We start from the raw sequence: 25,443 nt of genomic DNA, 5'->3' as shown, positions 1-25,443 counted from the left end.
TATGGGGGGCGGACCTAGAGGTGGCGGCTTTGAAAAACCTAAAAACTTCAAAGATAGCTGGATAAAATTACTCCAATATATTCGTGAGTACTGGCTGGCTATAATGGTGGCTTTAGTCGGCGCCATTATCGGAACCATTCTGACTTTAATCGGTCCGGATAAGCTGTCTGAGTTGACGGATACCATTACCGCTGGGATTATGGGTCAAATCGATATGGATCATGTGGCGCAAATCGGCTTTACTTTGGTTGGCTATTACCTGATTGCGTCTGCGTTGACCTTGATGCAAGGCTTAATTATGGCGCAAGTGACGCAAGGTATTTCTAAAAAATTACGGACAAATATTTCTGAGAAAATAAATACCTTGCCGATTGCGTATTTTGACAAAACGTCGACCGGGGATATTTTGTCGCGGGTGACCAATGACGTGGATACGATGGCCCAATCGATGAACCAAAGTGTCAGCACCATGGTAACATCTGTGACTTTGCTGTTTGGGTCTTTATTTATGATGTTAAAGACGAATTTAATTTTGACGTTAACAGCTGTGTTATCGACCTTTGTAGGTTTTGGTTTAATGTTGGTAATTATGAGCCGGTCGCAAAAGTATTTTAAGGCGCAACAAAAAGACCTTGGGTTGATTAACGGTCATATCGAAGAAATCTATACGGGCCATTCGACCGTCAAAGTGTATAACAATGAACGGGCAACCAAAGCGGAATTTGATGCGATTAATAATAGCTTGCGGACCAGTGGTTTTAGAGCTCAAAGTCTATCCGGTTTGATGATGCCGATTATGCAATTTATTGGGAACTTTGGCTATGTAGCGGTCTGTGTGGTCGGTGCTGCTTTGGCGATTGAAGGACGGATTACTTTTGGTGTGATTGTGGCTTTCATTATGTATGTGCGTTACTTTACCCAACCTTTGAGCCAAATTGCCCAAGCCATGCAATCCTTGCAATCAACCGCAGCCGCCAGTGAACGTGTGTTTGAAATGTTAAATGAAGAAGACATGGCTGACGAATCCCATAAAACTGAAAAATTGGATGATATTGAAGGGAAAGTTGAATTTGACCATGTGCGCTTTTCATATAGTGACGACGCCGACGCTGAACCAGTCATTAAGGACTTTTCAGCGGTTGCCCAGTCAGGTCAAAAGGTAGCTATCGTTGGTCCAACCGGTGCAGGTAAAACCACAATGGTAAACTTGCTGATGCGATTCCACGAAATCGATGGCGGCGCCATTCGTATTGATAACCGCTCGACCATGGACTTTACCCGTGAAAATATTCACGACCAATTTTGTATGGTCTTGCAAGATACCTGGATCTTTGAAGGCACGATTCGCGAAAACTTAGTGTATGCGGAAGAAAACGTGAGTGACGATACCATGCGTCAAGCCAGCCGCGCCGTTGGTTTGGACCACTTCGTGCAAACCTTGCCTAAGGGCTACGACACCGTCTTGAATGACCAAGTCAGTCTGTCCGAAGGTCAAAAACAACAAATCACCATTGCGCGTGCCATGATTGCTGATCGCCCAATGCTGATTCTCGACGAAGCGACTTCATCTGTCGATACGCGGACAGAAATTCATATTCAAAACGCGATGGATGAGCTGATGAAAGGGCGCACCTCCTTCATCATTGCCCACCGCTTGTCGACCATTCGCAATTCCGACTTGATTCTCGTGATGAAAGACGGCGACATCGTCGAAAGTGGCAAACACGACGAACTCTTGGCTGCCGACGGCTTCTACGCCGAACTCTACAACAGCCAATTCTCCGAAGAAGCCGCCTAATAAATATCACTGCTACACTATGTGCTGCCCCAGCTCTGGCTGGGGTTTTTTGGTTTTTAGATTTGTTTGTGCTGGGGTGTGGGGGGTGAGCCCCCTTTTTTGTGGAATCGATTTTTTTGGTGTGGTAGAATGTTAGAGCGACTTAGGAAGTAAGAAAGTGGAGTTTGAAATGACGGCGAAGTAAGAAAGTTAGCTTCGGATGGGAAACGAAGTAAGAAAGTTAGCTCCGAAATGGAAAACGAACTATAAAAATGTAGTTCGTTGACTCGACGAACTATAAAAATGTAGTTCGTTTTATCGACGAACTATAAAAATGTAGTTCGTTTTACCGACGAACTATAAAAATGTAGTTCGTTTTACCAACGAACTATAAAAATGTAGTTCGTTTTACCGACGAACTATAAAAATGTAGTTCGTTGACTCAACGAACTATAAAAATGTAGTTCGTTTTACCAACGAACTATAAAAATGTAGTTCGTTGACTCGACGAACTATAAAAATGTAGTTCGTTTTACCAACGAACTATAAAAATGTAGTTCGTTTTACCGACGAACTATAAAAATGTAGTTCGTTTTACCAACGAACTATAAAAATGTAGTTCGTTGACTCAACGAACTGTAAAAATGTAGTTCGTTCACTCGACGAACTATAAAAATGTAGTTCGTTAACCAGACGAACTACAAAATAGCGTTCGAAATGACTGTCAACTAAAATTGAAGTTAGCAGCGAGAATCTCTCATGGTAATAAAGTCACTGTTGCTTGTAAGAAACTGGATTACAACCCTAAGCAAAGTCAACCTAATAATAAAAACTTTCTAAAATGACGATCAAAGACTTAAAACTTACTAAATGATTGAAATGTCAATCTGTCATTTTTGATAAAATAAATCCGCGTGCCTACGTAACCTTTCGATGGCCCGCGTTAGCTACCCGCGTGCCTTCGCAAATTTCCAAACGCCCGCGCTAGCGGTCCACGTAACAAAACTGAGCGGGGATAAACCCCTCAGAGCGAAGAAACTAGAGCGGCGAAATAATTTTCATTTTAGGGCTAGGTTGACTAGTACTTTGTCACAATTTTGTGCTATAGTTTTACTTGCAAAGGAGGCCACTTCATATGAATCATAAAGGGACACAAACACTGCAAACGCAACGACTGATTTTACGGCCATTCGCCTACGCGGACGCAGCATCGATGTTTAATAATTGGGCCAGCGACCCGATTGTGACGCAATTTTTGACCTGGCCACCGCATGCCAATCTTGAGGTCACACAACATATAGTGACGGATTGGATGGCAAACTATGACTTTCCTGATACCTATCAGTGGGCCATCACGCTTATCCATAACCCGGCCGAGGTTTTTGGCTCCATCGGGGTCGTCAACCAAGACGAGCTCAAGCAAGAAGCAGAAATTGGTTATGTCTTGAGTCGCCAACTGTGGAACCAAGGTTACATAACGGAAGCCTTCGAAGAGGTGCTGCGATATTTATTTGAAGTGGTAGGGTTTAATCGGGTGGAGGCTTTGCATGATGTGGCGAACGGGGCGTCAGGCAGGGTGATGCAAAAGGTCGGGCTGCGATTCGAGGGCATCAGCCGGCAAGGCGGATTCAATAATCGTGGGATTGTCGACCAGGCAACCTATGCTATAATAAAAGCGGATTTAGAACGATCCGAATAAATATCCCATAAGGAGTTCATTATGTTATTAGATATTTTGAAACAAATTTTAAGATTTTTCATCCTCTTTTTTACATTAGGCATTTTTGTGCCAACGGTGGGTGCTTATGAATTACTTGATCCAACATTGATTGAACCGCTCTATTCGGATTTGACGACGGAAGAATTGGTGGCAGCTTTACCGGAAACGGCTGACTTGGAAGATCCTTTTTTGATGTTAATCAATCGTGATAATCGTATTGAGTACGATGTGCAGATGGAATTTGCGCAAACGGGGTCGGGGCATTATTATGATGCGCGGATTCGTGATGCCTTTAATAACTTGATTACAGCAGCGGAAGCCGAAGGCCATTATTATCAAACCATTTCGGCTTATCGCACCATGGCCTATCAAGCCAACAATTTTGATGCGCGCTATTATTCTTATATTAATGCGGGTTACAGCGAAGACGACGCCTTCTACATGACGGATATGTTCATTGCGCCGCCTGATGCGACTGAGCATTCCACCGGTTTGGCCTTCGATTTGTTGGGTTACGACTGGAATGAGTATGGCCGTGACTTGCATCAAGACTATCAATATTATCCTTCGGCCATTTGGTTGGCGGAAAATGGCCACAACTATGGTTTTGTGATTCGCTATTTGTATGGCAAAACGCCGATAACCGGTTATGAGTACGAACCGTGGCACGTGCGCTATGTGGGCGTTGATAATGCCACTTTTATGTATGAACACGGGCTGACCTTGGAAGAGTATTTGACCTTGATAAATCTTAGGGACAACCTTTAAAATAAATATCACTGCTAAAAGCCAAGTCTTGCGACTTGGCTTTTTTAGGAGGGCAGCGGTATTTATTTTTATTAGAGGGTTAAAGATTTTCCTCCGGTAATAGCAATGATTTCGGCGGTGATGTAGCTGGAGTCCGTCGATGTCAGGAAGACGTAAAGGGGGGCGAGTTCGGCGGGTTGGCCGGCGCGACCGATGAGGGTGTCTTGGCCGAAAGTGGCGTAGGAATCGGCTTGGCCGTCGTCGAGTTGGAGGGCGGTCCAAATCGGGCCAGGTGCCACAGCATTCACGCGGACGCCTTTGTCGGCGAAGTAACGGGCCAAGTTGACCGTCAAGTTAGAAACTGCACTGTTGGCGGCGGCGTAATCCATTAACTGCGGGCCAGGTTCAAAGGCTTGGGTTGAGGTGGTGGTTACAATCGTGCTGCCTGGCTCGAGATGGTTTTCAGCGGCTTTGACAATTTCGAACATGCTGAAAACTTTGACATCAAAGGTGTCCTTGACTTGTTGCAAGGTCAATTCTTGCATGCTGTCACGGGCAAATTGTTGGGCTGCGTTTAGGACAAGGGCATCAACGGATCCAAAGCTTTCAAGGACTTGTTCAAAGGCTTTCGTCGCAGCTCCTTCTTGGCGAAAATCAGCCGAAATGATGAGGGCTTGACGTCCTTCGGCTTCGATAAGTTGTCTGACGTCTTCCGCGTCGACTTCCTCACCTGGAAGATATTGAATGGCGACATTGGCGCCTTCGCGGGCAAATGCAATGGCAACCGCCCGGCCGATGCCTGAATCGCCACCTGTAATAAAGGCGTTGCGCCCCTCGAGGCGGTTATGGCCAGTGTAAGATGTTTCGCCACAATCCGGTTTCGGGTTCATTATTTGTTCGATTTGCGGACTTGTTTCCTCTTGTTTTGGAAATTTCCCTGTGTAGTACATGGTTCTCGGATCCACTAAATGTTCATTTGACATAATAAATAACCTCCACAATTTGATGGGTAGAGTATAGCATATTTTAGGGTTGGAGTAAAAATATATTGACTTAATTTTGTTATATTATTATGATGGTGGGTGTGAAGGGTTTGTGGTGCGGGGGCGTGTTAGTGTTAAGGGGATGGTGGTGCTAAGGTGCGCGCCAAATGGGTCGTGGTTTGGCGGTGAGTTTGGGAGTGCGCGCCAAATGGGTCGTGGTTTGGCGGTGAAGTTGGGAGGTACACGCCATTTCATTATTTTTCTACTGCTTAACTATAACTTGCCGGCTTTCCTTTCACAACGACGTCCGGCAAATCCACTTGGTGGACGTCCCGTAAAAACGACGTCGTAAGCGGGAAGTGAAGCACCGTCTTTATTAAGCAAAGATATTTAGGTATACTGTGTTTAAATAAAACATAGGGAGGAATTGGATGATAGTTGACTTCAAACGAGCTTCAAATATTTACCTCATTCAGGGAACACACCATTTTAAACGTCATTTTGATTCACTTGTTGCGATGGTTGAATATGAGTATAAAATGAAACTGGATGAAGATTCTGTCTTTTTAGTTTGTGGGTCAGATAATTCTGAATTTTGTGCTTTCTATTTTGATGGAGAAGGTATCGTATCTATTGTTAAAAGGTTTGACCAGGGTTCATTATTCTGGCCGCGTTCATCGCAAGGAATTATCAAAATTACCGAACAACAATTAGATCTTTTATTGTCTGGGTATCCGATTGAACCAAAAGTAAAACCTTCCCCAAGAAAGGCATAAAACAAGCTTTTTTCCTTTTTAAATCAAGGAAAAAAGCTTGTTTTTTTAAGGTTTTAATGGTATAATATTGACATCAATAAACGCATACGAATAGAGGTGAGCACATGAGCGGATATACTGATATATCAAGGGAATTAACTTATTCTGAACTTTTAGAAAAATGTCAAAATATTGAAAATAAGTATACTGTTTTAGAAAATGAATATGACATCCTTAAAGAAAATTATGAAAATCTTTTAGAAGTCACTAAAGAACAAGAGGCAGCCAATCAAGCCCTCATCGATCAAAATACACAACTACAAAAAGATTTTAACACCCTTGATGCCGCTCACCAGGAGATTCTTCGTCAACTGAGTCAAGCCAATCGGACTCTCTATGGAACTTCCAGTGAAAAACTTCCTCTAGATCAAGATGATTTGTTTGATATGGAGCCTATTAAGGTTGTCCTTAAGAAAAAATCCAAAGCTTCTTCAACATCCCCTCGAGGTAAAAAAACAAGGGGGTTTAAAGAGCGAGCAGTCACTAATGTACCCATTGAAGTGCATGAACATACCCTTGATTGTAATAATGCCACCTGCCCTATTTGTGAGGGGGGACTCCAAAAATTCGGGAAAAAATTAGCGTTTGAGACGCTTATTTATGTGCCTGCAAAAATAATTAAAGAACAACATTATCGCTGGTCATATAAATGTCATGAGTGTGACAAACACGATGTCACAACAATTGTTCAAGCTAAAGCACCAAAACCGATTATCGAAAAAAGTTTAGTAAGTGCCAGCCTACTAGCTGCCGTTATTTATCAAAAATACGGCCTACATTTACCCTATGCACGACAAGAAAAAGAATGGGAAAAACTTGGGGCTAATTTCTCACGCCGAACGTTAGCGAATTGGCCTATTTTGGCATGCGAGAAATATCTCAATGTCGTTTACGAGAGATTGGTTAGCCATCTTCTCGACTCACCGCACATCCATGCCGATGAGACCCCTTATCAAATTCTCCGCAGAAGTGATGGGCGATCCGCTCGATCAGATAGTTGGATTTGGATATACGCCACAGGTTATTTAGACGATTATCTGATTACGTTGTATCAATCCACCTTAACCCGGAGTTATAGTCACCCTGAAAAATTTTTAGAAGATTATCAGGGTTCTTTGACATGCGATGGTTTTGGTGGTTATGAAGGACTTAATCCATCCATTACACTTCAACATTGTTGGTCGCATGTACGTCGGTATTTTTATAATCTTCCTGATGACGTTCCAATCAAATCAAAAGCCATGAAATATATTGGAAAGATATTTTCTTATGAGTCAACCTATTCTGAGGAAAAACTATTACCTGAAGAACGTCAAAAACGACGAAAAAAACAAAGCAGTAAAGTTGTTCGAGAATTTTTCAGTTGGTTAGAAACCTTACCTTTTCACTCAAAAGCTACAACAAAAGCGATTAACTATACTTTAACTCGACGGGAAACGCTAGTAAGTTATATTAGTGATGGTTCATTAGAGATTACGAATAATCGGGCTGAACGGTTAGTGCGACCTGTCAAATTAATCAAGAATAATGCGAATTTTTCAGTCAGTGAAGATGGAGCTAAATCTTTAGCAGTCAGTATGACGATTATTCAAACGGCTAAGTTAAACGGTCTAGATCCAGAGGGTTACCTAACCTATCTCTTTGAAGGATTATCACAAATGGATTTAGAGACAGTAGATACTCAAACGATAGATGAATATTTACCTTGGTCAGATAGAACCCAACAAAATTGTCCAAAATTAATAGTGAGAAAGTAGATATGTATGAGTATACTACTTCCTCACTATTTTTATTAGCCGGTCCGTCACTTCCCACTTACCGACGTCCGGCAAAAGAAGCATCCACCCCTATTCCAACCATTTGCCGGCTTTCTTTTCGCAACGACGTCCGGGAAATCCGCTTGGCGGACGTCCCGCAAAAACGACGTCCGGCAACTGAAGCATCAGCCCCTATCCCATCCGTTTGCCGGCTTTCCTTTCGTAACGACGTCCGGCAAATCCACTTGGCGGACTTCCTGCAAAAACGACGTCCGGCAAGTGAATCATCCACCCCTATCCCAACCATTTGCCGGCTTTCCTTTCACCACGACGTCCGGCAAATCCACTTGGCGGACTTCCTGCAAAAACGACGTCCGGCAACTGAATCATCCACCCCTATCCCAACCATTTGCCGGCTTTCCTTTCGTAATGACGTCCGGCAAATCCACTTGGCGGACGTCCTGTAAAAACGACGTTCGGCAAAAGAAGCATCAGCCCTTATCCCAACTATTTGCCGGCTTTATTTTCGCAACGACGTCCGGCTATCCACTTGGCGGACGTCCAGCAAAAACGACATCCGGCAAAAGAAGCATCAGCCCTTATCCCAACCATTTGCCGGCTTTCCTTTCGTAACGACGTCCGGCAAATCCACTTGGCGGACTTCCTGCAAAAACGACGTCCGGCAACTGAAGCATCAGCCCTTACCCCAATAACTTGCCGGCTTTCCTTTCGCAACGACGTCCGGCAAATCCACTTGGTGGACGTCCCGCAAAAACGACGTCCGGCAACTGAAGCATCAGCCCCTATCCCATCCGTTTGCCGGCTTTCCTTTCGTAATGACGTCCGGCAAATCCACTTGGCGGACTTCCTGTAAAAACGACGTCCGGCAAATCCACTTGGTGGACGTCCCGCAAAAACGACGTCCGGCAACTGAAGCATCAGCCCCTATCCCATCCGTTTGCCGGCTTTCCTTTCACCACGACGTCCGGCAAATCCACTTGGCGGACGTCCCGTAAAAACGACGTCCGGCAAGTGAAGCATCAGCCCCTATCCCATCCACTTGCCGGCTTTCCTTTCACCACGACGTCCGGCAAATCCACTTGGCGGACGTCCCGTAAAAACGACGTCCGGCAAGTGAAGCATCCACCCCTATTCCAACCATTTGCCGGCTTTCTTTTCGCAACGACGTCCGGGAAATCCGCTTGGCGGACGTCCCGTAAAAACGACGTCCGTCAACTGAATCATCCACCCCTATCCCAACCATTTGCCGGCTTTCCTTTCACCACGACGTCCGGCAAGTGAAGCATCCACCCCTATCCCAACCATTTGCCGGCTTTCCTTTCACCACGACGTCCGGCAAATCACCCAATTGATACTTCGCCACCAGCAAAACCAGCGGCTTTCTCGCTCGCCACCAATGTTAAAATTTTAGCCTTTCTTTAACATAATCTTATTTGTATTTGAGTTATTTATGTTATGATAGATAGGATATCTACCAAGAAAAGCTAATATAAGGAGACATTTTATATATGAAGAGTTCTGTTGAATACTATCCCGATTATGAAACCATCGCATTGCCCGACCAATACCTCACCATTGAAATTCCTTCGTGGGATGCGGTCGCCCAGCCCACTTTAGAGACGGTCCTTGAACAGTACAAATCAATTGCCCATGTTAATACCGATGTCTTAACCGATGATATGGTGGCAGCCCTCGAAATTCCTAATATTAACAGTGTTAGCCAGCTTACCCAATATGCGATTGACTATTTTCAAAAAAATAGTCGCCAAAGAAAATTTTATAATGAAATATTGCCGTTTTTAATGGCTTATTATGCTGAAGCTGCGGAAGTGGTTATTAATAGTGAAGAAAAAGAAGCTTACTTTGATCAATATTATGACCAACTGAATCAATTTGCTGAAGAAGAGGAAATGGATTTAGAAACCTATGGGGCACAAATTTTAAATTTGGCAGAGCCGGTGATGCAAGGCATTGAAGAGCGAGCTGAAGAGGATTTTATTTTTCATTTGATTGCCCGTAAACGTTATGATGAACAAGGTCTTAAACTGGATGAGGAAGCTTATGAAAACTTTATTCATCAAAATGTGTTGCACCAACATGCCGATGAAATCGAAATTCGTGACCGCTTACCTTATGTGAAATTTAAACAAATGATGCCTGAAATGTTATTTACGCAAAACTTGTATGATTTTTTCACTGAAAAAATCCGTTTTGTTAAACAAGGTGAGGCATAAAGCTGAACCCATCGAATTAGCGCTTGAATCATTAGAAGCACATTGCTAGAATAAAAGCAGAGATATTTATTAAAGGAGAGGTGCGATTGAAAAATAGCAAAAAAGTTGCGATGATTGTTGGAATCGGCATTGTTATCGGAATTATTTTTTATTTCATCGTTGGAAGTCTGTTGCAACCGCAACTAAATCAATCGATTTCAAATTTATCATCCAATAGTTTTCGGTCCCTTTTCGCTTCGGAGGACGCCAAAGTTGTTGAGGAAGCGATCGTTCATCGTGATCCGCCTCGCCTTAATTTGAAAAGTGAGCACAGTATTTTGATTGAGGACCTTAAAACCACCGGAATAAATATCGCTGTGGAACAATATGATGAAGAAACCGGCTTAATGGAAGAAGTGGCGACGGAAACACAAACGTATGTCGAGCCGGATATTATTGGTAACCTGCCATGGTTTTATTTTAGCCCCTATGTGGAAGTGACGTCGCCTTATTCGACGGCGCAACAGTATCGTTTGGTTGAAGATGAGAGCCTCAATGGCTTTAAGCGCGTGATCTATCAAGGGGAGGAATTGCTTTTCCAAAATGAGTTACCTTACACGGGTTGGTACAACACGCCGTTTGACGGTTGGTACTATTATAGTGATGGGCGTATGCAAGCGAATGTGCGTTTATCGAGCACGGATGTGGGGGAATTGTTGGCGGAACGAGATTTGTTAAATTTCTTAGTCCCTGCTGTGCGGAAAGAATTTTTCTTTGTCGAGGATACGATGAAGTATAGTGGTTTGATGGAGCGGACGCCAACCAATTATAGTATTTTGTTTAAAAATCCTGATAGCATGGTTTTAACCAATCCGCCTGGAGCGATTGATTCGGCTTTATTGACCACCACGGAAAATTTTGTCGACATGCCGATGGAAGTTCTGGAAGAAGTGAAAACGTTTAATGGCGATTGGCTGTTGGTTGCGATTGGTTACGATGAAGTCGGTTGGATTCAAAAGGACGAGACGTTCACGGATTATGTCTACACCTATTACAGTGAACGCGAATTAATTGACACGATTGAAGCGGTGTTGATTGAGGAATTGGATCAAATCGGTGCGCGCGCCGGGGCTTCCTTTGTAAATACCGAAACCATGAGTCAAGTCAGTGCTTATGACCAACCTTTTTTCCCAGCCAGCACGCAAAAAATCTATGTGCTCGGCGAGCTCTATCGTCAATACTCGGAAGGAATTTTAGATCCTTACGATACCGTGGTTTTATATGACTATGATAAAGTTCCCGGCGCCGGGATTATCCAAGGTTATCCTGACGGCAGTGTCTTTACCATTGATGAGTTGGTCAATCTGATTGTTGTTTATAGTGACAACACGGCGGCTAACTTGTTAATCGATACGGTTGGAGGCGGTCCAGCCATTAACCCCAACATTCATGCTTTAGGTCTGTATAACACTTATGTCGATGGAAAATATTATCAGGACAGCAGTGGTTTTGTCACCACACCCAGTGACGCCGCCCGTTTCTTCGCCTTGTTGTACAACAACCAAGTCAACGGCGAGCCTTGGGATGAACTGTTGATTGAGAAATTTGGCTACAACACCCACAATTTCCTGACCAATTACATTCCCTACAGCACGGTTTATTGGAACAAATCCGGTCTGGGTGGCACCGAGCAAAACGACGTCGCCAGCTTTGTCACCGACTACGGCAGCTACACCTTAGCCGTTTACACCGCGGACCCCTACAATTACGACATCATCGGCGAGCAACTCGGCATGCTGTCGCTGCGCGTCCACGACGTCTACAACGAAATTCGCAGCCAGCTCTGGGTCACCGTCGAAGACACCGAAACCTTCGAAGAAAATTCCTACTAAACTAAATATCACTGCGACAATGCAACCCCCGGCTTTCTGAAAAAAGCCGGGGGTTGCATTGTTTGTTGGTTTGTTGGTTTGTTAGTTTGTGCTGGGTGGGGAAGTGGGTGGATAAGTGGAAATTGGCTGAAATGGCGGACGTCGTTTTGGCGGGAAGTCCGGCAAGTAGGTTTGGCGGACGTCGATGGGAAAAGAAGTCCGGCAAGTTGGTTGAGCAGTGGAAATTGGCTGAAATGGCGGACGTCGTTTTGTCGGGAAGTCCGGCAAGTAAGTTTGGCGGATGTCGATGGGAAAAGAAGTCCGGCAATTGTGTGGGAAAGGGGCATCTGATTGAAATGGCGGACGTCATTTTAGCGGGAAGTCCGGCAAGTAGGTTTGGCGGATGTCGATGGGAAAAGAAGTCCGGCAAGTTGGTTGAGCAGTGGAAATTGGCTGAAATGGCGGACGTCATTTTGTCGGGAAGTCCGGCAAGTAGGTTTGGCGGACGTCGATGGGAAAAGAAGTCCGGCAAATGGGTGGAGAAGTAGGAATATTGAAATGACGAGCCCCCAATTCTCCGAATCCCCCGCCAAACGTCAGCCCATTTGGCGTTCGCCCGTGAACCTCCCGCCAAACGGCGACTCATTTGGCGTTCACTCACAAACTGACCGCCAAACGACGCCTCATTTGGCGGTCACTCCCGAACCCCCCGCCAAATGGCGCTTCATTTGGCGGGAAGTCCGGCAAGTTAGTTTGGCGGACGTCGATGGGAAAAGAAGTCCGGCAAATGGGTGGAGAAGTAGGAATATTGAAATGACGAGCCCCCAATTCTCCGAATCCCCCGCCAAATGGCAGTTCATTTGGCGGGCTAACATAAATTTTAACAGGCAATCGCTCCTTTCGGCTTTCCTTCTCTTTCAATTCATCCCCGTCACCCCGTCATCCCCTCAATCCCCCCACCCCTCCAACCACTATATTTACACTTAAATAAGCAGCAAAACTAACGCCAAAACGAACGTCCTACCAACCCCCGCCTCATCTTCAGAAATATTTATTAAAAAGAAATGAGAAAGTAAACACTTTCTCATTTAAATCTGATATAATAGCGAATAAATACATTGAAAGAAGGATGCTTATGGGGATAAAAGAGCAAATACTTCAATTATTAGAAAATGATAGTCGTTTGACGCATAAAGAAATTGCGATGATGCTGGATTTAGAGGAGTCTGCGGTTGATGATTATGTCCGTGAAATGGAAGAAGACCGAATCATATGTGGGTATCATACCATTGTGAATTGGGAAAAAACCAATGACTCGGATGTGTCGGCCATTGTCGAAGTGCGGGTTAATCCACAACGGGGACAGGGGTTTGATCGGATTGCAGAGAAAATCTATCAGTTTCCGGAAGTGCAGGCGATTTATTTGATTTCAGGGTCGTATGATTTTTCCATTGAATTAAAGAAAGCGCCGATGCGCGATATCGCTAACTTTGTATCGTCACGGTTATCGATTATTGAAGAAGTACAATCGACGTCGACCAATATTATATTGAAAAAATATAAGGACCATGGCACGCTTTTTGTGCAAGAAGAGGGCGAACAACGATTGGCGGTTAGCCCATGAGAAATTTTATTAACGAAAAAGTTCAGAATTTACAAGAATCTGGGATTCGGCGTTTTTTCGAGTTGGCTAATGCTTATGATGATATTATTTCGTTGGGGGTAGGCGAACCGGATTTTCCGACACCTTGGCATGTGCGTGATGAAGGGATTTATGCGATTCAGCAAGGGAAAACCTACTACACCTCGAATGCTGGTATGCTTGAACTTCGCCAAGCCATCGCGGATGAAATTAAGAAGAAAACGGATATTTATTATGATCCAAATACGGAAGTGTTAGTAACCAGTGGGGGGTCTGAGGCGATTGATGTGGCTTTGCGGTCGACGGTCAGCCCGGGGGATGAAGTGATTTATTGCATTCCGGCTTATGTGACCTATTTGTCTTGCATTCAGTTGGCCGACGGGGTGCCGGTGCCGATTCATTTAAAAGAGGAAGATAATTTTCGTTTGACGCCAGAAGCGCTACGGGCCGCCATTACGCCTAAGAGCAAAATTTTGGTGTTGAATTATCCGAACAATCCGACCGGGGCGATTATGGAACGCGAAGACCTTGAAGCCATTGCGGACATTATTATCGAGCACGACCTCTTGGTGATTACTGATGAAATTTATTCGGAATTGACTTATTTGGATAAACCGCACGCCAGCATTATTTCGGTGCCTGGCATGCGCGAGCGGACGATTTATATGAACGGCTTTTCGAAGGCTTATGCCATGACCGGTTGGCGCTTAGGTTATTTATGCGCGCCAGATTATATCACATCGCAAATGGCTAAAGTGCATCAAGCCTCAATTATGGCGGCGAGTACAATTAGTCAATTTGCTGGCATTGAGGCGATTAAAAATGGCCAAGCGGACATTGATCATATGCGCGACGCCTATAACCAACGCCGTCGCTATCTGGTTTTGAGCCTGCGCGAAATGGGCTTGCCTTGTTTTGAGCCGCAAGGTGCCTTTTACGTTTTTCCGAATATTTCGCAGTTTGGCATGACGTCTGAGGCATTTTCGATGCGTCTTATCGAAGACCAGCACCTGGCGGTCGTTCCTGGCACCGCATTTGGCGTTTCTGGCGAGGGCTTCGTCCGCATTTCGTACGCCTATTCGATTAACCAACTCAGAACCGCCATGGGTCGCCTGGCCGATTTTATCGAAAAACTCCGCCTGGAGGCCGTCGAGCCCAATCAAACCACTAAAACCCTTTCAAATAAATAACGCTGCTACTCGCCCAAGCATGCATGCCTGTTAAAAGAGGTGTGCGTGCTTTTTTAACGCAAAAAATCGCTAGCCTCAGTGAGCGGCCAGCGATTTTGAAAATTTGCTTCGGAATTGAGCAGAGATATTTAGTTAAAGGTTACCCAAGGGTTTCAATCACTTTAATCGCCATTGGGTCTACTAATGAATAATAGAGTTTTGTGCCTTCCCGACGCGAGGCAACAATGCCCGCCTCACGCATTTTACTGATATGCTGCGAAACAGTTGATTGGGATAAATTGAGACTTTTTTGAATCGTACCAACATTTTGTACTCCGTGTTTATAGAGGATAAGCGCAATTGAATAGCGAATGGGGTGCGATAAAATGCGAATGACACTGACCTTATCATTCAACTCCTTGGTTCCAATATCAATCTCCATCAGATAAACCTCCTTTAAAATAATTTAATATAACGATTCATTAATACACCTTCAGTGTAGCATATCCCAGCCATAAAATAAAGATTAGATTAAAAAACGAATAGAAAAATCTAATAAATTAAAAATAAATGTTTTCTTGTGGATAAGTATCTCATTGAAAACTCATGGTGGGCGGTTTGTTGATGGGTGGGGGTTAGTTTCTGCGAGAATTGAAGGATGGATATGGATAGGTTGGGAAGTGCGCCTTCCATTTACATTTGATGATGGTTGATGTGGCCTGCGAAGGAAATTTCTGGCCACTTAAGTGGCTATGTGGCCAGGGTGTCCCGTTGCGTGGCCACTTAAGCTTTGAAGTGGCCAGGGAGTACATTTCGTGGCCACTTAAGTGGCTATGTGGCCAGGTGTCCCGTTGTGCGGCCACTTAAGCTTTGAAGTGGCCAGGGAGTACATTGCGTGGCCACTTAAATGTCTATGTGGTCTAGGCCACCCTTTGGTAGGCCACTTAGCTCAAAATTTCTGTATATACTCAGCAACCTACGCGATTCACTAGACGAAGCTGCGGGATTTCGATATGATAGACACATAATTTATAGATTGAGGGTGTTTGAATGAGTCAAGCGTTACCGTTACGGAGTGAATTACCAGAAGAATTGACTTGGGACTTGAGTTTGCTGTTTAAATCACAAGCGGATTTTGAAGCAGCACTGGGTCAATTGAAAGAATTGGTGAATGCATTTGCAGAGAAATACAGAGATATTTATTTTGAAAAGGGTTCGCTTTTGCAGGCTTTAAAGGATTATGAAGCGATTCAGGAATTGGCGTATCCGGTGTTCGGCTATGCAAATTTGGGTTACGAAGTGGATAAGCTGAATGAAACTTACGAGCAAAATGAGACGACTTTGATGACGGTAAGCGAGTGGATGGGGCAAAAACTGGCGTTTTTCTTACCGGCACTGGCTAAGGTTGATGCAGAGATATTTAGTGAGGTGGTTGACGATCCGGAAGGGGTTCGCTATCAATATTTCTTGCGGGAAGTTCGGCGGGTCGAAGGGCAGATGCTGGATGAGCAAGTGGAGTCGGTGTTGAGCGGGCTGGATGGGTCGATTTTCAATCAGTCGCGGTTGTATGGGGCGATGAAGTTTCAGGATTTGGCCTTTGACGATTTTGAAGTGGATGGGGTGACCTATGCCAATTCGTTCCCGGCCTTTGAGGGGGATTGGGAGTCGCATTTGAACCCGGGCGTGCGGCATGGGGCGTGGAAGTCGTTCCATGATGGTTTGCGGAAATTTGAAAACACGGCGGCGGCTAATTACATTAATCATGTGCAAACAGAAAAGAAAATTGCGACTTTGCGTGGTTATGAGTCGGTCTTTGATTATTTGTTGTTTGACCAACAGGTGACGCAAGAGGCTTACCACCGTCAAATCGATGTGATTATGGAAAAATTTGCGCCGGTGATGCAACGTTATGCGCGTTTGTTACAAAAAGAACATAAACTTGAAAAAATATCACTGGCAGACATCAAGATGCCGTTTTCGCCTGAAGAGTCGGCGAAAATTTCGGTGGCTGATAGTCGGACGATGATTGAGGATGCCTTCCAAGTCATGGGCGAGGAGTATTCGGCGGTGGTGACGCGGGCGTTTGACGAGCGTTGGATCGATTATCCGATGAATAAAACGAAGTCAACGGGTGGTTTTTGTTCAACGATTTATGGCGGTCCGTCGTATATTTTGTTGAACTGGACAGGTTTGTTAAGTGAAGTGTTGGTGTTGGCGCATGAATTAGGTCATGCGGGGCATTTCCAATTAACGCATAAAAATCAATCCGTCTTGACGCCAGATGTAAGTACGTATTTTGTTGAGGCGCCATCGACGGCGAACGAAGTGATTATGTGCCAATATTTATTGAATCAACCGATTGAGGCTAAGCAAAAACAAATTTTGATTGCGGAATTTATTTCGCGGACGTATTACCACAATATGGTGACGCATTTGTTGGAAGCTGATTTCCAACGGAAGGTTTACCGCGCGATTGATGCGGGAGAATTGCTGAATGCCGCGAGTTTGAATCGTTTCTTTAAGGAAACCTTGGAGCAATTCTGGGGCGATGCGGTTGAAATTAATGAGGGAGCGGAGTTGACTTGGATGCGTCAACCGCATTATTTCATGGGCTTGTATTCCTATACCTATTCTGCCGGTTTGACGATTGGGACCTCCATCGGCCAACGCATCGCGCTCAAAGAGGATGCGGCGGTGTCTGCTTGGTTGGATGTTTTGAAAGCCGGTGGTACCAAAACACCTTTGGAGTTGGCCGACATGGCGGGCGTTTCCATGCACGATGAGCAAACCTTGTTGTCCGCCATCGGCTACGTGGACCAATTGCTCGACCAAATCGAAGCGTTGGGTTAATATTTCTGCTTTGTTACAAATGTTTCATTTTATTTAAATAAATCTCTCTGCGTATCATTTGTGTGACGAGATGAAACAAGTGAGTTAAGGCTAGTTAACATCTAGCCTAACTCGCTTTTTTTTAGGCGAAAATGGTGTATCATTACTTAGCAAACAAAAATTGACAGTGTTTTTGTCAACTAAGGAGAGTTTTTACCTATGAGAAAAAGTTTGAAAATAGCCGTTGCTGCAATGACATTATCTGTAGCGACCTTGAATATGCCATTTGCTTCGGCAGCTAACTGGACCCGTCGTTCAGACGATGAAGTGGCAGCCTCAGTAAATAACGCCATTCAGTCAAATGATTCTTTATATATCATCCAATGGGGTGACACATTAAGTTCAATCAGCCGTGCGACAGGCTTGGATGTTGCTGAATTAGCAAACGTTAACCAAATTGCCAACCCTGACCTAATTTTAGCCGGTGCTGTGTTATTCTTTGATAACACCAACCATACCGTAACATATGTGGACCAAACAGGTGCACAAGACACTTATTCAGTGGAAGAAGCTGTTGAAGTGGCTTGGGAAGAGCCGGTGGTTGAGGAAGTTGTTACTGAAGAAGTTGTAGTAGAGGAAGTGCCTGTGGCCGAAGAAGTCGTGACTGAAGACCCTGCTTTCGTTGTAGAAGACACAACCGAATGGGTGCCTGAAACAGAAGTTCCTGTTGAGGAAGTAGTTGTAGAAGAGCCAGTTGCTGAAGAATCTATCGTTTGGGAAGATCCTGCAGTTGAAGAAGTTCCTGTTGAAGAAGAACCAACTTGGGAAGAACCAGTAGTTGAAGAAGAGCTTCCTGTTGTAGAAGAACCAGCCGAAGAAGTCGACGTTCCCGCTGAAGAAGTTGACGTTCCAGTTGTAGAAGAACCCGCTGAAGAAATCGACGTTCCCGCTGAAGAAGTAGAAGTTCCCGTTGTGGAAGAACCAGTTGTAGAAGAGCCAGTTGTAGAAGAGCCAGTTGTGGAAGAGCCAGTTGTGGAAACACCAGCTGACGATCCAACGTCATACGGCCGTGCTATCACCGTTGAAGCGACAGCATACTCGCGTAACCAACCAGAATTAAGCAACTTCACCGCTAACGGAACGGACCTACGCGTGAACGGCGCCGTTATCGCCGTTGACCCATCAGTAATCCCATTAGGTTCAACTGTTTACGTGCCTGGCTATGGCTACTTGACCGCAGCCGACACCGGTGGCGCCATCCAAGGCAACCGCATCGACATCCACATGGAAAACCTATCAGCTGCCTACGCTTTCGGCCGCCAAACAATCACCATCTACGTTGTCGATTAACCCAATAAATAACACTGCTAAAAAGACTCCTCAGGGAGTCTTTTTATTTTTGCTTTTTTCTGATGAAAGCCCTATTCTGTCCAAAATCCCGTTAAATCTGGACAGCAAAGCATTATTCTGTCCAAAATCTCGTTAAATTTGGACAGCAAAGCACTATTCTGTCCAAAATTAACTTAAAAAAGGACAGAATAAATTAGTCGAAAATGAAACGCCTATTTTTTATGACCGCCTAACTAGTTTTAACCTCTAAAGACGGTTAGAGAGAACTAAGTTGTAAATGTCCCTAAAAAAATTATAGACCTATCCGGCCACTGCTAAAGGAGTAATGACCGGATAAGCTCTAAATCAGCTCGCTACAAAAAAATATTGAACTGATTAGCTAATCTGGTAAGTGGGAAGTGACGGACCGCCCCATTGTCACTCAGATTTTCTCTCATGACAATAAGCCGTCCCATTGTCACTCAGATTTTTTCTCATGACAATAAGCTGTCCCATTGTCACTCAGATTTTCTCCCATGACAATAAGCTACTATTTGGAATCAAAATAGTCATGAATCATCCTTCCAACCGCCAATGAAAAAGCTGAGAGTTGGAAGAAAGCTCCAAACCGTTAGAGAGGGATGGAGATTTCGCCATCTAATTAAATCAACCCGTTCTTATACTTCCTACTTACCTAATCTGTCATCTGCTCCATGAGCAAAAGACAGATTAACCCTATTCAGTCACGAACACGATGCCTTAATATCCAAATAAATCCCCTTGCTTCCTCCCACCTTGACTCCACCCAAATCTTTTAATTCTTCCCGCCCAACAAATCTGTTATACTACTAAATGACAGTATTTCAATAAGAGGTGATTCCCATCCGTTCCAACCAACCGAACAACCCCAACCAACCAACCCCAAACCCAACCGATAAACAACACATGACGACTTACCAAGTCGAGCAAGACGCAGAACTGCTCGCGTTTTTACTCGAAACCTTTCAACCCCAACAATCCCGCTCGGCGATCAAGCGCATGCTGACGCACAAACAGGTTTATATCGACGGCGCCCCCGTCACCCAGCACAACCATCCACTCAAAAAAGGGCAGACCATCGGTATCATCAACCAGAAGCGCGCCAAGCAAAAAACGGTCTTGCGCCAAACCAATATCCCGGTTCTTTACGAAGACGACGCCATCCTTGTCATTGACAAGCCCGCCGGCATGCTTACCATCGCCGCGGACGACCCTAAAGCGGACACGGCCTACAAACAACTGACGGAATATGTGAAAGTTCAAGACCGCAACAACCGCATTTATATCGTGCACCGCCTCGACCGCGACACATCCGGCGTCATGGTTTTCGCCAAAACACCGGAAGTCAAAGAAGCCCTACAAACCAACTGGCAACAAAGCGTAACGGACCGCCAATACACCGCTGTCGTCATCGGCCAAGTCGCCAAACCCCAGGACACCATCACGAGCTGGTTGTCCCAAAACAAAGCCATGCAAATTTACTCGACGCCATACGACAACGGCGGCAAACACGCCGTCACCCACTACAAATTGATCCAACAAAACAAGCAATACTCACTGCTGGAAGTCGACCTTGAGACCGGCCGCAAAAATCAAATCCGCGTCCACATGCAATCCATCGGCCACCCGGTCGTTGGCGACAGCAAGTACGGTGGCAAGGACAACGCCCTCAAACGCTTGGGCCTCCACGCCACAACCCTGGCCTTTGCCCATCCCGTCACCCAGCAGCCGCTCAGCTTTACGTCCAAAGTTCCAAAAGCCTTTTTAAACCTAACCAAATAAATACCACTGCTACACTACAAGGGGGAATCCATACATGCAACAAGAAAAAACAAACTTACAATTTTGGGGTGGCTTAGACACCATCGGTGGCAATATTATTAGTATCCAACACGGAAATTATCGCATCATCACCGATTTTGGTGCATTAGCGGGGGTTAACAGTGAACGACTCACAGCCGAGGCTGACTTAGCAGAACTGATTGATAACCAAAAAGTGGCTGCCATCCCTGGTTTATATAGTCGCAAGCGTTTGGGGAATCATCCCATCACCAGTGTTGAAGAGACTGAAGTCCAAACCATCATTTGTTTATCCCATTTGCACCTTGATCACCTTGGAAGTTTTGCACAATTGCCTCCTGAAACACCGGTATTAGCTACCCAAGAATCAGTAGCCTTTTATCACCAACTTGAAACGCAACAATTGTTGCCAAGTTACCTAGTCAATTGGCAAGGTGTCGAACCGCTAAAGCCCATCCAGTTTGGGCCTTTTACTATCACTTTTCACGCCAGTGACCATGATACCTTGGGAATAGCAGCGATATTTATTGAAACGCCCGAAATGACGATTGTCTATTCGGGGGATTTGCGGGTGTCGGGTTTTCATCCGGATCGGGTGTATGCGTGGGCGTTGGCGGCGCGGGCGTGGGAGCCGGACGTTTTGCTGTTGGAGGGGACGTCGTTTTCAAGGCTGGGGCAGGCGAAAAGTTCGGTGGACGAGGCTTTGGAAGCTTTGATTCAGCATCTGAATGCGCCGACGGAAGTCAAATTGTTGCAAGATATTGAGGCTTTATTGCAACAATATCCTGACAAACTATTCGCTTTCAATGGCTATCCGCAAAATATTGAACGGATACATTATTTGGCCGAGCTAGCTGCAAAATCGCAACGGCAGTTAATTATGGACACGCGATATTATGCCCTTTATGTTGCTAATTATGGTGAACAGCCTGGGGTGCAACCTTTTGAGGATGCAGCTACAATCAATCAAAATCCTGCAGGCTATATTTTACAAGTAGACTTTGAAGACCATCAGGCGTTATTTGAAGTAGACGCCGGGGTGTATTTACATTCCAACGGCATGCCTTTAGGTAGTTATGATTCCAATTATGAGCCTTTTGTCAAAGCGGTTCATCAAGCGGGCTGGTTGTTTGTGGACGCCAACGTTTCGGGGCATGCTTATCCAGAAGATTTGGTCAACTTGGCTTACTTGATTCAACCAGGCCATGTGGTGCCGTGGCATTCCTATCAACCGGAAGTGATGGGCGAGGCTTTACAAAACTTTGGCTTAAAGGTTTGGTTACCAAAATACGGTGAAAGTTACGGGGGGTAAAGCCAAGATGAAAACAATCAGTATCCTGATGACGAGCGATACCCACGGGTATTGGCTGGGCGGGGAGACGAATAATTTGCTGCAAACTGCCCAAGGTTTGAAGCAATTGAAATTGACGAAAGACCATCCGACGTTAATGATTGACCTTGGGGACTTTATCCAAGGGTCTTCCTTTGCGACTTATATGTATAAAATCCAAGGGTCTGGGCAATTTTTTGCTAAAGCCATGAACGCCATCGGCTATGATTATCAAATCATTGGGAATCATGAGTTTAACTATGGGGCCGATTATCGCCAGGCGGTCTTTGCGGACTTAAAAGCGCCTATCCTTAATAGCAATATGGTAAACACGTCAGATGGGCAGCCATTTGTAGGCCAACCCTATGCCATTCACGAAATCGACGGCATCAAAATTGGGATTATTGGCGCCACCACCCACTATATTCCTAATTGGGAGCTGCCCGAACACTACCAAGGCATTACCTTTAAGGACGCCTTCCAAACCGTGAAAGAGTATGCTGAGCTGCTTCGCCCTCAAGTCGATGTCTTAATCGTCGCTTACCATGGCGGTTTTGAGTCGGACTTAACCGACTTTAGTCCTTTGGAGCGCCACACCGGTGAAAACCAGGGGGCACGGATGTTGCAGGAAATTGAGGGCATTGACCTGTTGTTAACCGGCCACCAACACCGTCACATCAACCAAAAAGTTGGCAACACCTGGGTCGTCCAAGCGGGTTATGGGGGCGAATATATTGCAGATATTACGCTGACGCTGGATGACGACCACCCAGTCGACACGGTGGGTCAACTGCACGCCACCGCTGATTTTCCAGAAGACGCATCGCTGAAAGCCTATTTGGCAGCTGACCTTGATGCCGGCAACAGCTGGCTCCAGACCGTTATCGGCCACGCGCCACTTAAGCCGGTCACTAGCAACACTTTTGAAGCACGCGTCGGCGGCCATCCGTTCATTGAAATGCTCAATCAAATCCAACTCATTGAAACCGGCGCCCAATTCAGCGCCATCGCCCTCATCAACGACAACTTCGCCGCCTTCACGGGTGACATCACCAACGAAACCCTCTTGCTCAGCTACCCCTACTACAATCGAATCGCTCGAGTAAATATCACTGGTAACGCCTTGCGTGAAGTGATTGAATATGATTTGGAGTATTTAGTGTTGAATGAACACGATCTAATAACCGTTAATCCTAAGTATATTGAACCCAAGCCACGGCATTATAATTTTGATATTTATTCGGGTTTACAAGTGACAGTTGATTTACGTCAGGCGTTTGGACAGCGCATTGTGGCGCTAGTTGATGAAGCGACCGGCAACGACATTGTGGATGGGGATATGTACTCAATCGCTCTGTCGCAATATCGCGCAGCGGGTGGCGGGGATTTCAAGCAGTTCAACGTGGATAAAATCGCTTATTTATCGGACAATGATGTCGCTAGTTTGTTGGGTGATGCGGTGGCGGGCACGTTGGCCTTGAATTGGGAAGCCATCAATGCCAACTACCAGCATTGGGTTTACCAGCCGCCATTCAAACCGACACTTGACTAAATTTGACTAATAGGGTATACTAGAGAAGTTGTAGTAACAGGGATATTTAATTAAAAAAGAGGAAGTGAAAGCAATGCACATGGAATTAATTTTAGATGGCATTAATTATTTTGCACAAAAAGAGAAGTTTTACGGCTTGGACGACAGAGAGAAAGAATTACGCGCCGAATTACGTGAAGAATACTTGCGCCTATTCCGCATGGCTTTTTCTGATCAAATCGAACACGTCAAAGTCGTCGACCCAGAAGGCACCGACGTCACCCCCGCTAAAATGAAAGCCATCCAACGTGGCAAACAAATCCACGGCCGCCATTTGGAAGCAAAAGAAAGCTCCATCGTGAGTGCTGACCCGTCTGTCGTGGACTTGGTGGCGAAGGCACAAGCATTTTTGGATGCTTGTGATGAGCAGGCTGATGTTGAGGCTGAGGTTGAGAAACTTGATGTTGAGGCTGACGAAGATTGCTAAAATTTGAGATGATACACCCCTGAATCGTATGATTTGGGGGTGTTTTTTTATTGAGACGTTGTTAGGTGGCGAGGAAGTAATGATTCTTCGCCGGCAAATTCAATAGGTGGCGAAGAAGTAGTGATTCTTCGCCGGCAAATTCAATAGGTGGCGAGGAAGTAGTGATTCTTCGCCGGCAATCTCAATAGGTGGCGAAGAAGATAGTGGTGCTCGCCGGCAAATTAAATTGCCGGCGAAGTTGAAGGTCACCTTCGCCACCAAATACAATAGGTGGCGAAGTGATACAGACACCTCGCCACCAAAACAGACACCCCTTGTCATCTATCGTTAAATTATTTTAAACGGCATAGAAAATGCAATCATTCGTCACTTACAGAACTAATAACTGATACACAAGCGTTCATTTATTGGATAACTTAAAACAAATCAATCACATCATTCAATTACAAACCACTTTCAATGCACCTCCAATTTTGTCCACAGTGCACAAAAGACTAAACTTTTTTATTACTATTACATTTTGACACTTAATTCTAACGATAGGTACAATAGGTGTACAAATTAATACTATGAAAAGGTTGTGATACACATGGGATATAAGAATAATCAAACTGGATACCGTAATGGATTATTAGAGTCAAGATCTATTATAAAAAAAGGGATTTACGCACTAATAGAACATGATGGATTAGTAAAAAATAGCATACCTGGTTTTGAAAACGTCAACATTACAATTATGTCCACACCTGCGATAGGAGCATCTTTTGTTGATTATATTGTAGAGTTTTTAGAAGGTGGAAAAAATGAGCGAGGCTTTGGTGGTGAAGGCGTTGAAACATTTGCCTATGTAATTTCAGGGAAACTACGTGTTAGTGATGGTAAAGAAACTTATGAATTAACTGAAGGTGGCTATGCATTTTTCCCAGCTAGTCAATTAATGTATTTTGAAAATGGCCAAGAAGAAATGACGGAAGTTTTCTTATATAAACGTGAATACGAAGCCGTTGAAGGATATGAAGCATATCAAATAGTTGGGAATAAAAAAGATTTAACACCTATTGAATATGAAGGAATGAAAGATGTTCTACTATGGGACTTCCTTCCAACAAATGACCATGGATTTGACATGAATATACATATTTTAGAATTTCAACCGGGAGCTAGCCACGGTTATATCGAAACCCATTACCAAGAACATGGAGCGTATTTATTATCTGGTCAAGGAATGTATAACTTAGACAATAACTGGTATCCGGTTGAAAAAGGTGACTATATATTTATGGGGCGTTATGTTCCTCAAGCTGCTTATGCCGTAGGTCGTGATGAGCCTCTAGCATATATTTATTCTAAAGATGCTAATCGCGATCCTAAAGTATAAGAAGT

General features: G+C 44.7%; 24 protein-coding genes. 17 read left to right on the top strand and 7 right to left on the bottom strand.

Going from position 1 to position 25,443, the window contains the following annotated elements; genetic code table 11:
* The first annotated feature begins 1 nt into the window (after position 1).
* The 3 genes from NRE15_RS06765 (at position 2) to NRE15_RS06755 (ending at position 4,265) form a co-directional block, all read left to right on the top strand.
* Positions 2–1,798: an ABC transporter ATP-binding protein gene (locus NRE15_RS06765; RefSeq protein ID WP_390887196.1), complete on the top strand. Its 1,797-nt coding sequence runs from the start codon at positions 2–4 to the stop codon at positions 1,796–1,798.
* 1,114 nt (positions 1,799–2,912) lie between these two features.
* A complete protein-coding gene (locus tag NRE15_RS06760; RefSeq protein ID WP_313794830.1) occupies positions 2,913–3,476 on the top strand; it encodes a GNAT family N-acetyltransferase in 564 nt (187 codons plus the stop codon).
* A 21-nt stretch (positions 3,477–3,497) separates the two neighbouring features.
* Positions 3,498–4,265, top strand: a complete 768-nt coding sequence (locus NRE15_RS06755; protein ID WP_313794829.1) for a M15 family metallopeptidase — start codon at positions 3,498–3,500, stop codon at positions 4,263–4,265.
* Between the two features lie 71 nt (positions 4,266–4,336).
* Here NRE15_RS06755 and NRE15_RS06750 read toward each other — a convergent pair whose 3' ends face one another.
* Entirely contained in the window at positions 4,337–5,227 is an 891-nt protein-coding gene (locus tag NRE15_RS06750) for an SDR family oxidoreductase (RefSeq protein ID WP_313794828.1), read from the bottom strand.
* Between the two features lie 208 nt (positions 5,228–5,435).
* Between NRE15_RS06750 and NRE15_RS06745 the strand changes: the two genes are divergently transcribed.
* From NRE15_RS06745 to tnpC, 3 genes are all read left to right on the top strand, one after another.
* Positions 5,436–5,579, top strand: a complete 144-nt coding sequence (locus tag NRE15_RS06745; protein WP_313794827.1) for a hypothetical protein — start codon at positions 5,436–5,438, stop codon at positions 5,577–5,579.
* A gap of 79 nt (positions 5,580–5,658) precedes the next feature.
* On the top strand, positions 5,659–6,003 hold the full coding sequence (gene tnpB, locus NRE15_RS06740) for an IS66 family insertion sequence element accessory protein TnpB (protein WP_313794782.1): 345 nt from the start codon (positions 5,659–5,661) through the stop codon (positions 6,001–6,003).
* Positions 6,004–6,107: 104 nt separating this feature from the next.
* On the top strand, positions 6,108–7,799 hold the full coding sequence (gene tnpC, locus NRE15_RS06735) for an IS66 family transposase (RefSeq protein WP_313794781.1): 1,692 nt from the start codon (positions 6,108–6,110) through the stop codon (positions 7,797–7,799).
* Positions 7,800–7,857: 58 nt separating this feature from the next.
* On the opposite strand, the gene NRE15_RS06730 is transcribed toward tnpC, so the two are convergent.
* The 3 genes from NRE15_RS06730 to NRE15_RS06720 form a co-directional block, all read right to left on the bottom strand.
* Complete coding sequence (locus tag NRE15_RS06730; protein ID WP_313794826.1) at positions 7,858–8,106, bottom strand: hypothetical protein; 249 nt, start codon at positions 8,104–8,106, stop codon at positions 7,858–7,860.
* A 200-nt stretch (positions 8,107–8,306) separates the two neighbouring features.
* Positions 8,307–8,738: a hypothetical protein gene (locus NRE15_RS06725; RefSeq protein WP_313794825.1), complete on the bottom strand. Its 432-nt coding sequence runs from the start codon at positions 8,736–8,738 to the stop codon at positions 8,307–8,309.
* Positions 8,739–8,874: 136 nt separating this feature from the next.
* Positions 8,875–9,063 carry a hypothetical protein gene (locus tag NRE15_RS06720; protein WP_313794824.1) on the bottom strand — a complete coding sequence of 63 codons (189 nt, stop codon included), beginning with the start codon at positions 9,061–9,063 and terminating at the stop codon, positions 8,875–8,877.
* A gap of 265 nt (positions 9,064–9,328) precedes the next feature.
* On the opposite strand from NRE15_RS06720, the gene NRE15_RS06715 reads away from it, so the two are divergent.
* Both NRE15_RS06715 and NRE15_RS06710 read left to right on the top strand, forming a co-directional pair.
* Positions 9,329–10,054 carry a hypothetical protein gene (locus tag NRE15_RS06715; protein ID WP_313794823.1) on the top strand — a complete coding sequence of 242 codons (726 nt, stop codon included), beginning with the start codon at positions 9,329–9,331 and terminating at the stop codon, positions 10,052–10,054.
* Between the two features lie 86 nt (positions 10,055–10,140).
* Positions 10,141–11,925: a serine hydrolase gene (locus NRE15_RS06710; protein ID WP_313794822.1), complete on the top strand. Its 1,785-nt coding sequence runs from the start codon at positions 10,141–10,143 to the stop codon at positions 11,923–11,925.
* Position 11,926: 1 nt separating this feature from the next.
* Here NRE15_RS06710 and NRE15_RS06705 read toward each other — a convergent pair whose 3' ends face one another.
* Both NRE15_RS06705 and NRE15_RS06700 read right to left on the bottom strand, forming a co-directional pair.
* Entirely contained in the window at positions 11,927–12,565 is a 639-nt protein-coding gene (locus NRE15_RS06705) for a hypothetical protein (RefSeq protein WP_313794821.1), read from the bottom strand.
* Positions 12,562–12,825, bottom strand: coding sequence for a hypothetical protein (locus tag NRE15_RS06700; RefSeq protein ID WP_313794820.1), 264 nt, complete (start codon positions 12,823–12,825; stop codon positions 12,562–12,564). Before NRE15_RS06700 ends, NRE15_RS06705 begins: the two co-directional genes overlap by 4 nt.
* 214 nt (positions 12,826–13,039) lie before the next feature.
* On the opposite strand from NRE15_RS06700, the gene NRE15_RS06695 reads away from it, so the two are divergent.
* Positions 13,040–13,528: an Lrp/AsnC family transcriptional regulator gene (locus tag NRE15_RS06695; protein WP_313794819.1), complete on the top strand. Its 489-nt coding sequence runs from the start codon at positions 13,040–13,042 to the stop codon at positions 13,526–13,528.
* Positions 13,525–14,736, top strand: a complete 1,212-nt coding sequence (locus NRE15_RS06690; RefSeq protein WP_313794818.1) for a pyridoxal phosphate-dependent aminotransferase — start codon at positions 13,525–13,527, stop codon at positions 14,734–14,736. Before NRE15_RS06695 ends, NRE15_RS06690 begins: the two co-directional genes overlap by 4 nt.
* A 139-nt stretch (positions 14,737–14,875) precedes the next feature.
* Here NRE15_RS06690 and NRE15_RS06685 read toward each other — a convergent pair whose 3' ends face one another.
* A complete protein-coding gene (locus tag NRE15_RS06685; RefSeq protein WP_313794817.1) occupies positions 14,876–15,157 on the bottom strand; it encodes an ArsR/SmtB family transcription factor in 282 nt (93 codons plus the stop codon).
* A gap of 608 nt (positions 15,158–15,765) precedes the next feature.
* Here NRE15_RS06685 and pepF point away from each other — a divergent pair.
* From pepF to allE, 7 genes are all read left to right on the top strand, one after another.
* Positions 15,766–17,565, top strand: coding sequence for an oligoendopeptidase F (gene pepF / locus NRE15_RS06680; protein ID WP_313794816.1), 1,800 nt, complete (start codon positions 15,766–15,768; stop codon positions 17,563–17,565).
* 198 nt (positions 17,566–17,763) lie between these two features.
* Entirely contained in the window at positions 17,764–18,894 is a 1,131-nt protein-coding gene (locus NRE15_RS06675; RefSeq protein ID WP_313794815.1) for a 3D domain-containing protein, read from the top strand.
* An 852-nt stretch (positions 18,895–19,746) separates the two neighbouring features.
* On the top strand, positions 19,747–20,694 hold the full coding sequence (locus tag NRE15_RS06670) for an RluA family pseudouridine synthase (protein ID WP_313794814.1): 948 nt from the start codon (positions 19,747–19,749) through the stop codon (positions 20,692–20,694).
* A gap of 34 nt (positions 20,695–20,728) precedes the next feature.
* Entirely contained in the window at positions 20,729–22,024 is a 1,296-nt protein-coding gene (locus tag NRE15_RS06665) for an MBL fold metallo-hydrolase (RefSeq protein WP_313794813.1), read from the top strand.
* A 7-nt stretch (positions 22,025–22,031) separates the two neighbouring features.
* Complete coding sequence (locus NRE15_RS06660) at positions 22,032–23,594, top strand: bifunctional metallophosphatase/5'-nucleotidase (RefSeq protein WP_313794812.1); 1,563 nt, start codon at positions 22,032–22,034, stop codon at positions 23,592–23,594.
* A 73-nt stretch (positions 23,595–23,667) separates the two neighbouring features.
* On the top strand, positions 23,668–24,060 hold the full coding sequence (locus tag NRE15_RS06655; RefSeq protein ID WP_313794811.1) for a DUF896 domain-containing protein: 393 nt from the start codon (positions 23,668–23,670) through the stop codon (positions 24,058–24,060).
* Positions 24,061–24,649: 589 nt separating this feature from the next.
* Complete coding sequence (gene allE / locus NRE15_RS06650) at positions 24,650–25,438, top strand: (S)-ureidoglycine aminohydrolase (RefSeq protein ID WP_313794810.1); 789 nt, start codon at positions 24,650–24,652, stop codon at positions 25,436–25,438.
* Positions 25,439–25,443: the final 5 nt, after the last annotated feature.

The organism is Fundicoccus culcitae (assembly GCF_024661895.1).
In the GTDB taxonomy this organism is placed as follows: domain Bacteria; phylum Bacillota; class Bacilli; order Lactobacillales; family Aerococcaceae; genus Fundicoccus_A; species Fundicoccus_A culcitae.
The sequence above is the reverse complement of the archived record's forward strand: the minus strand, read 5'-3'. Positions and strand labels throughout refer to the sequence as shown.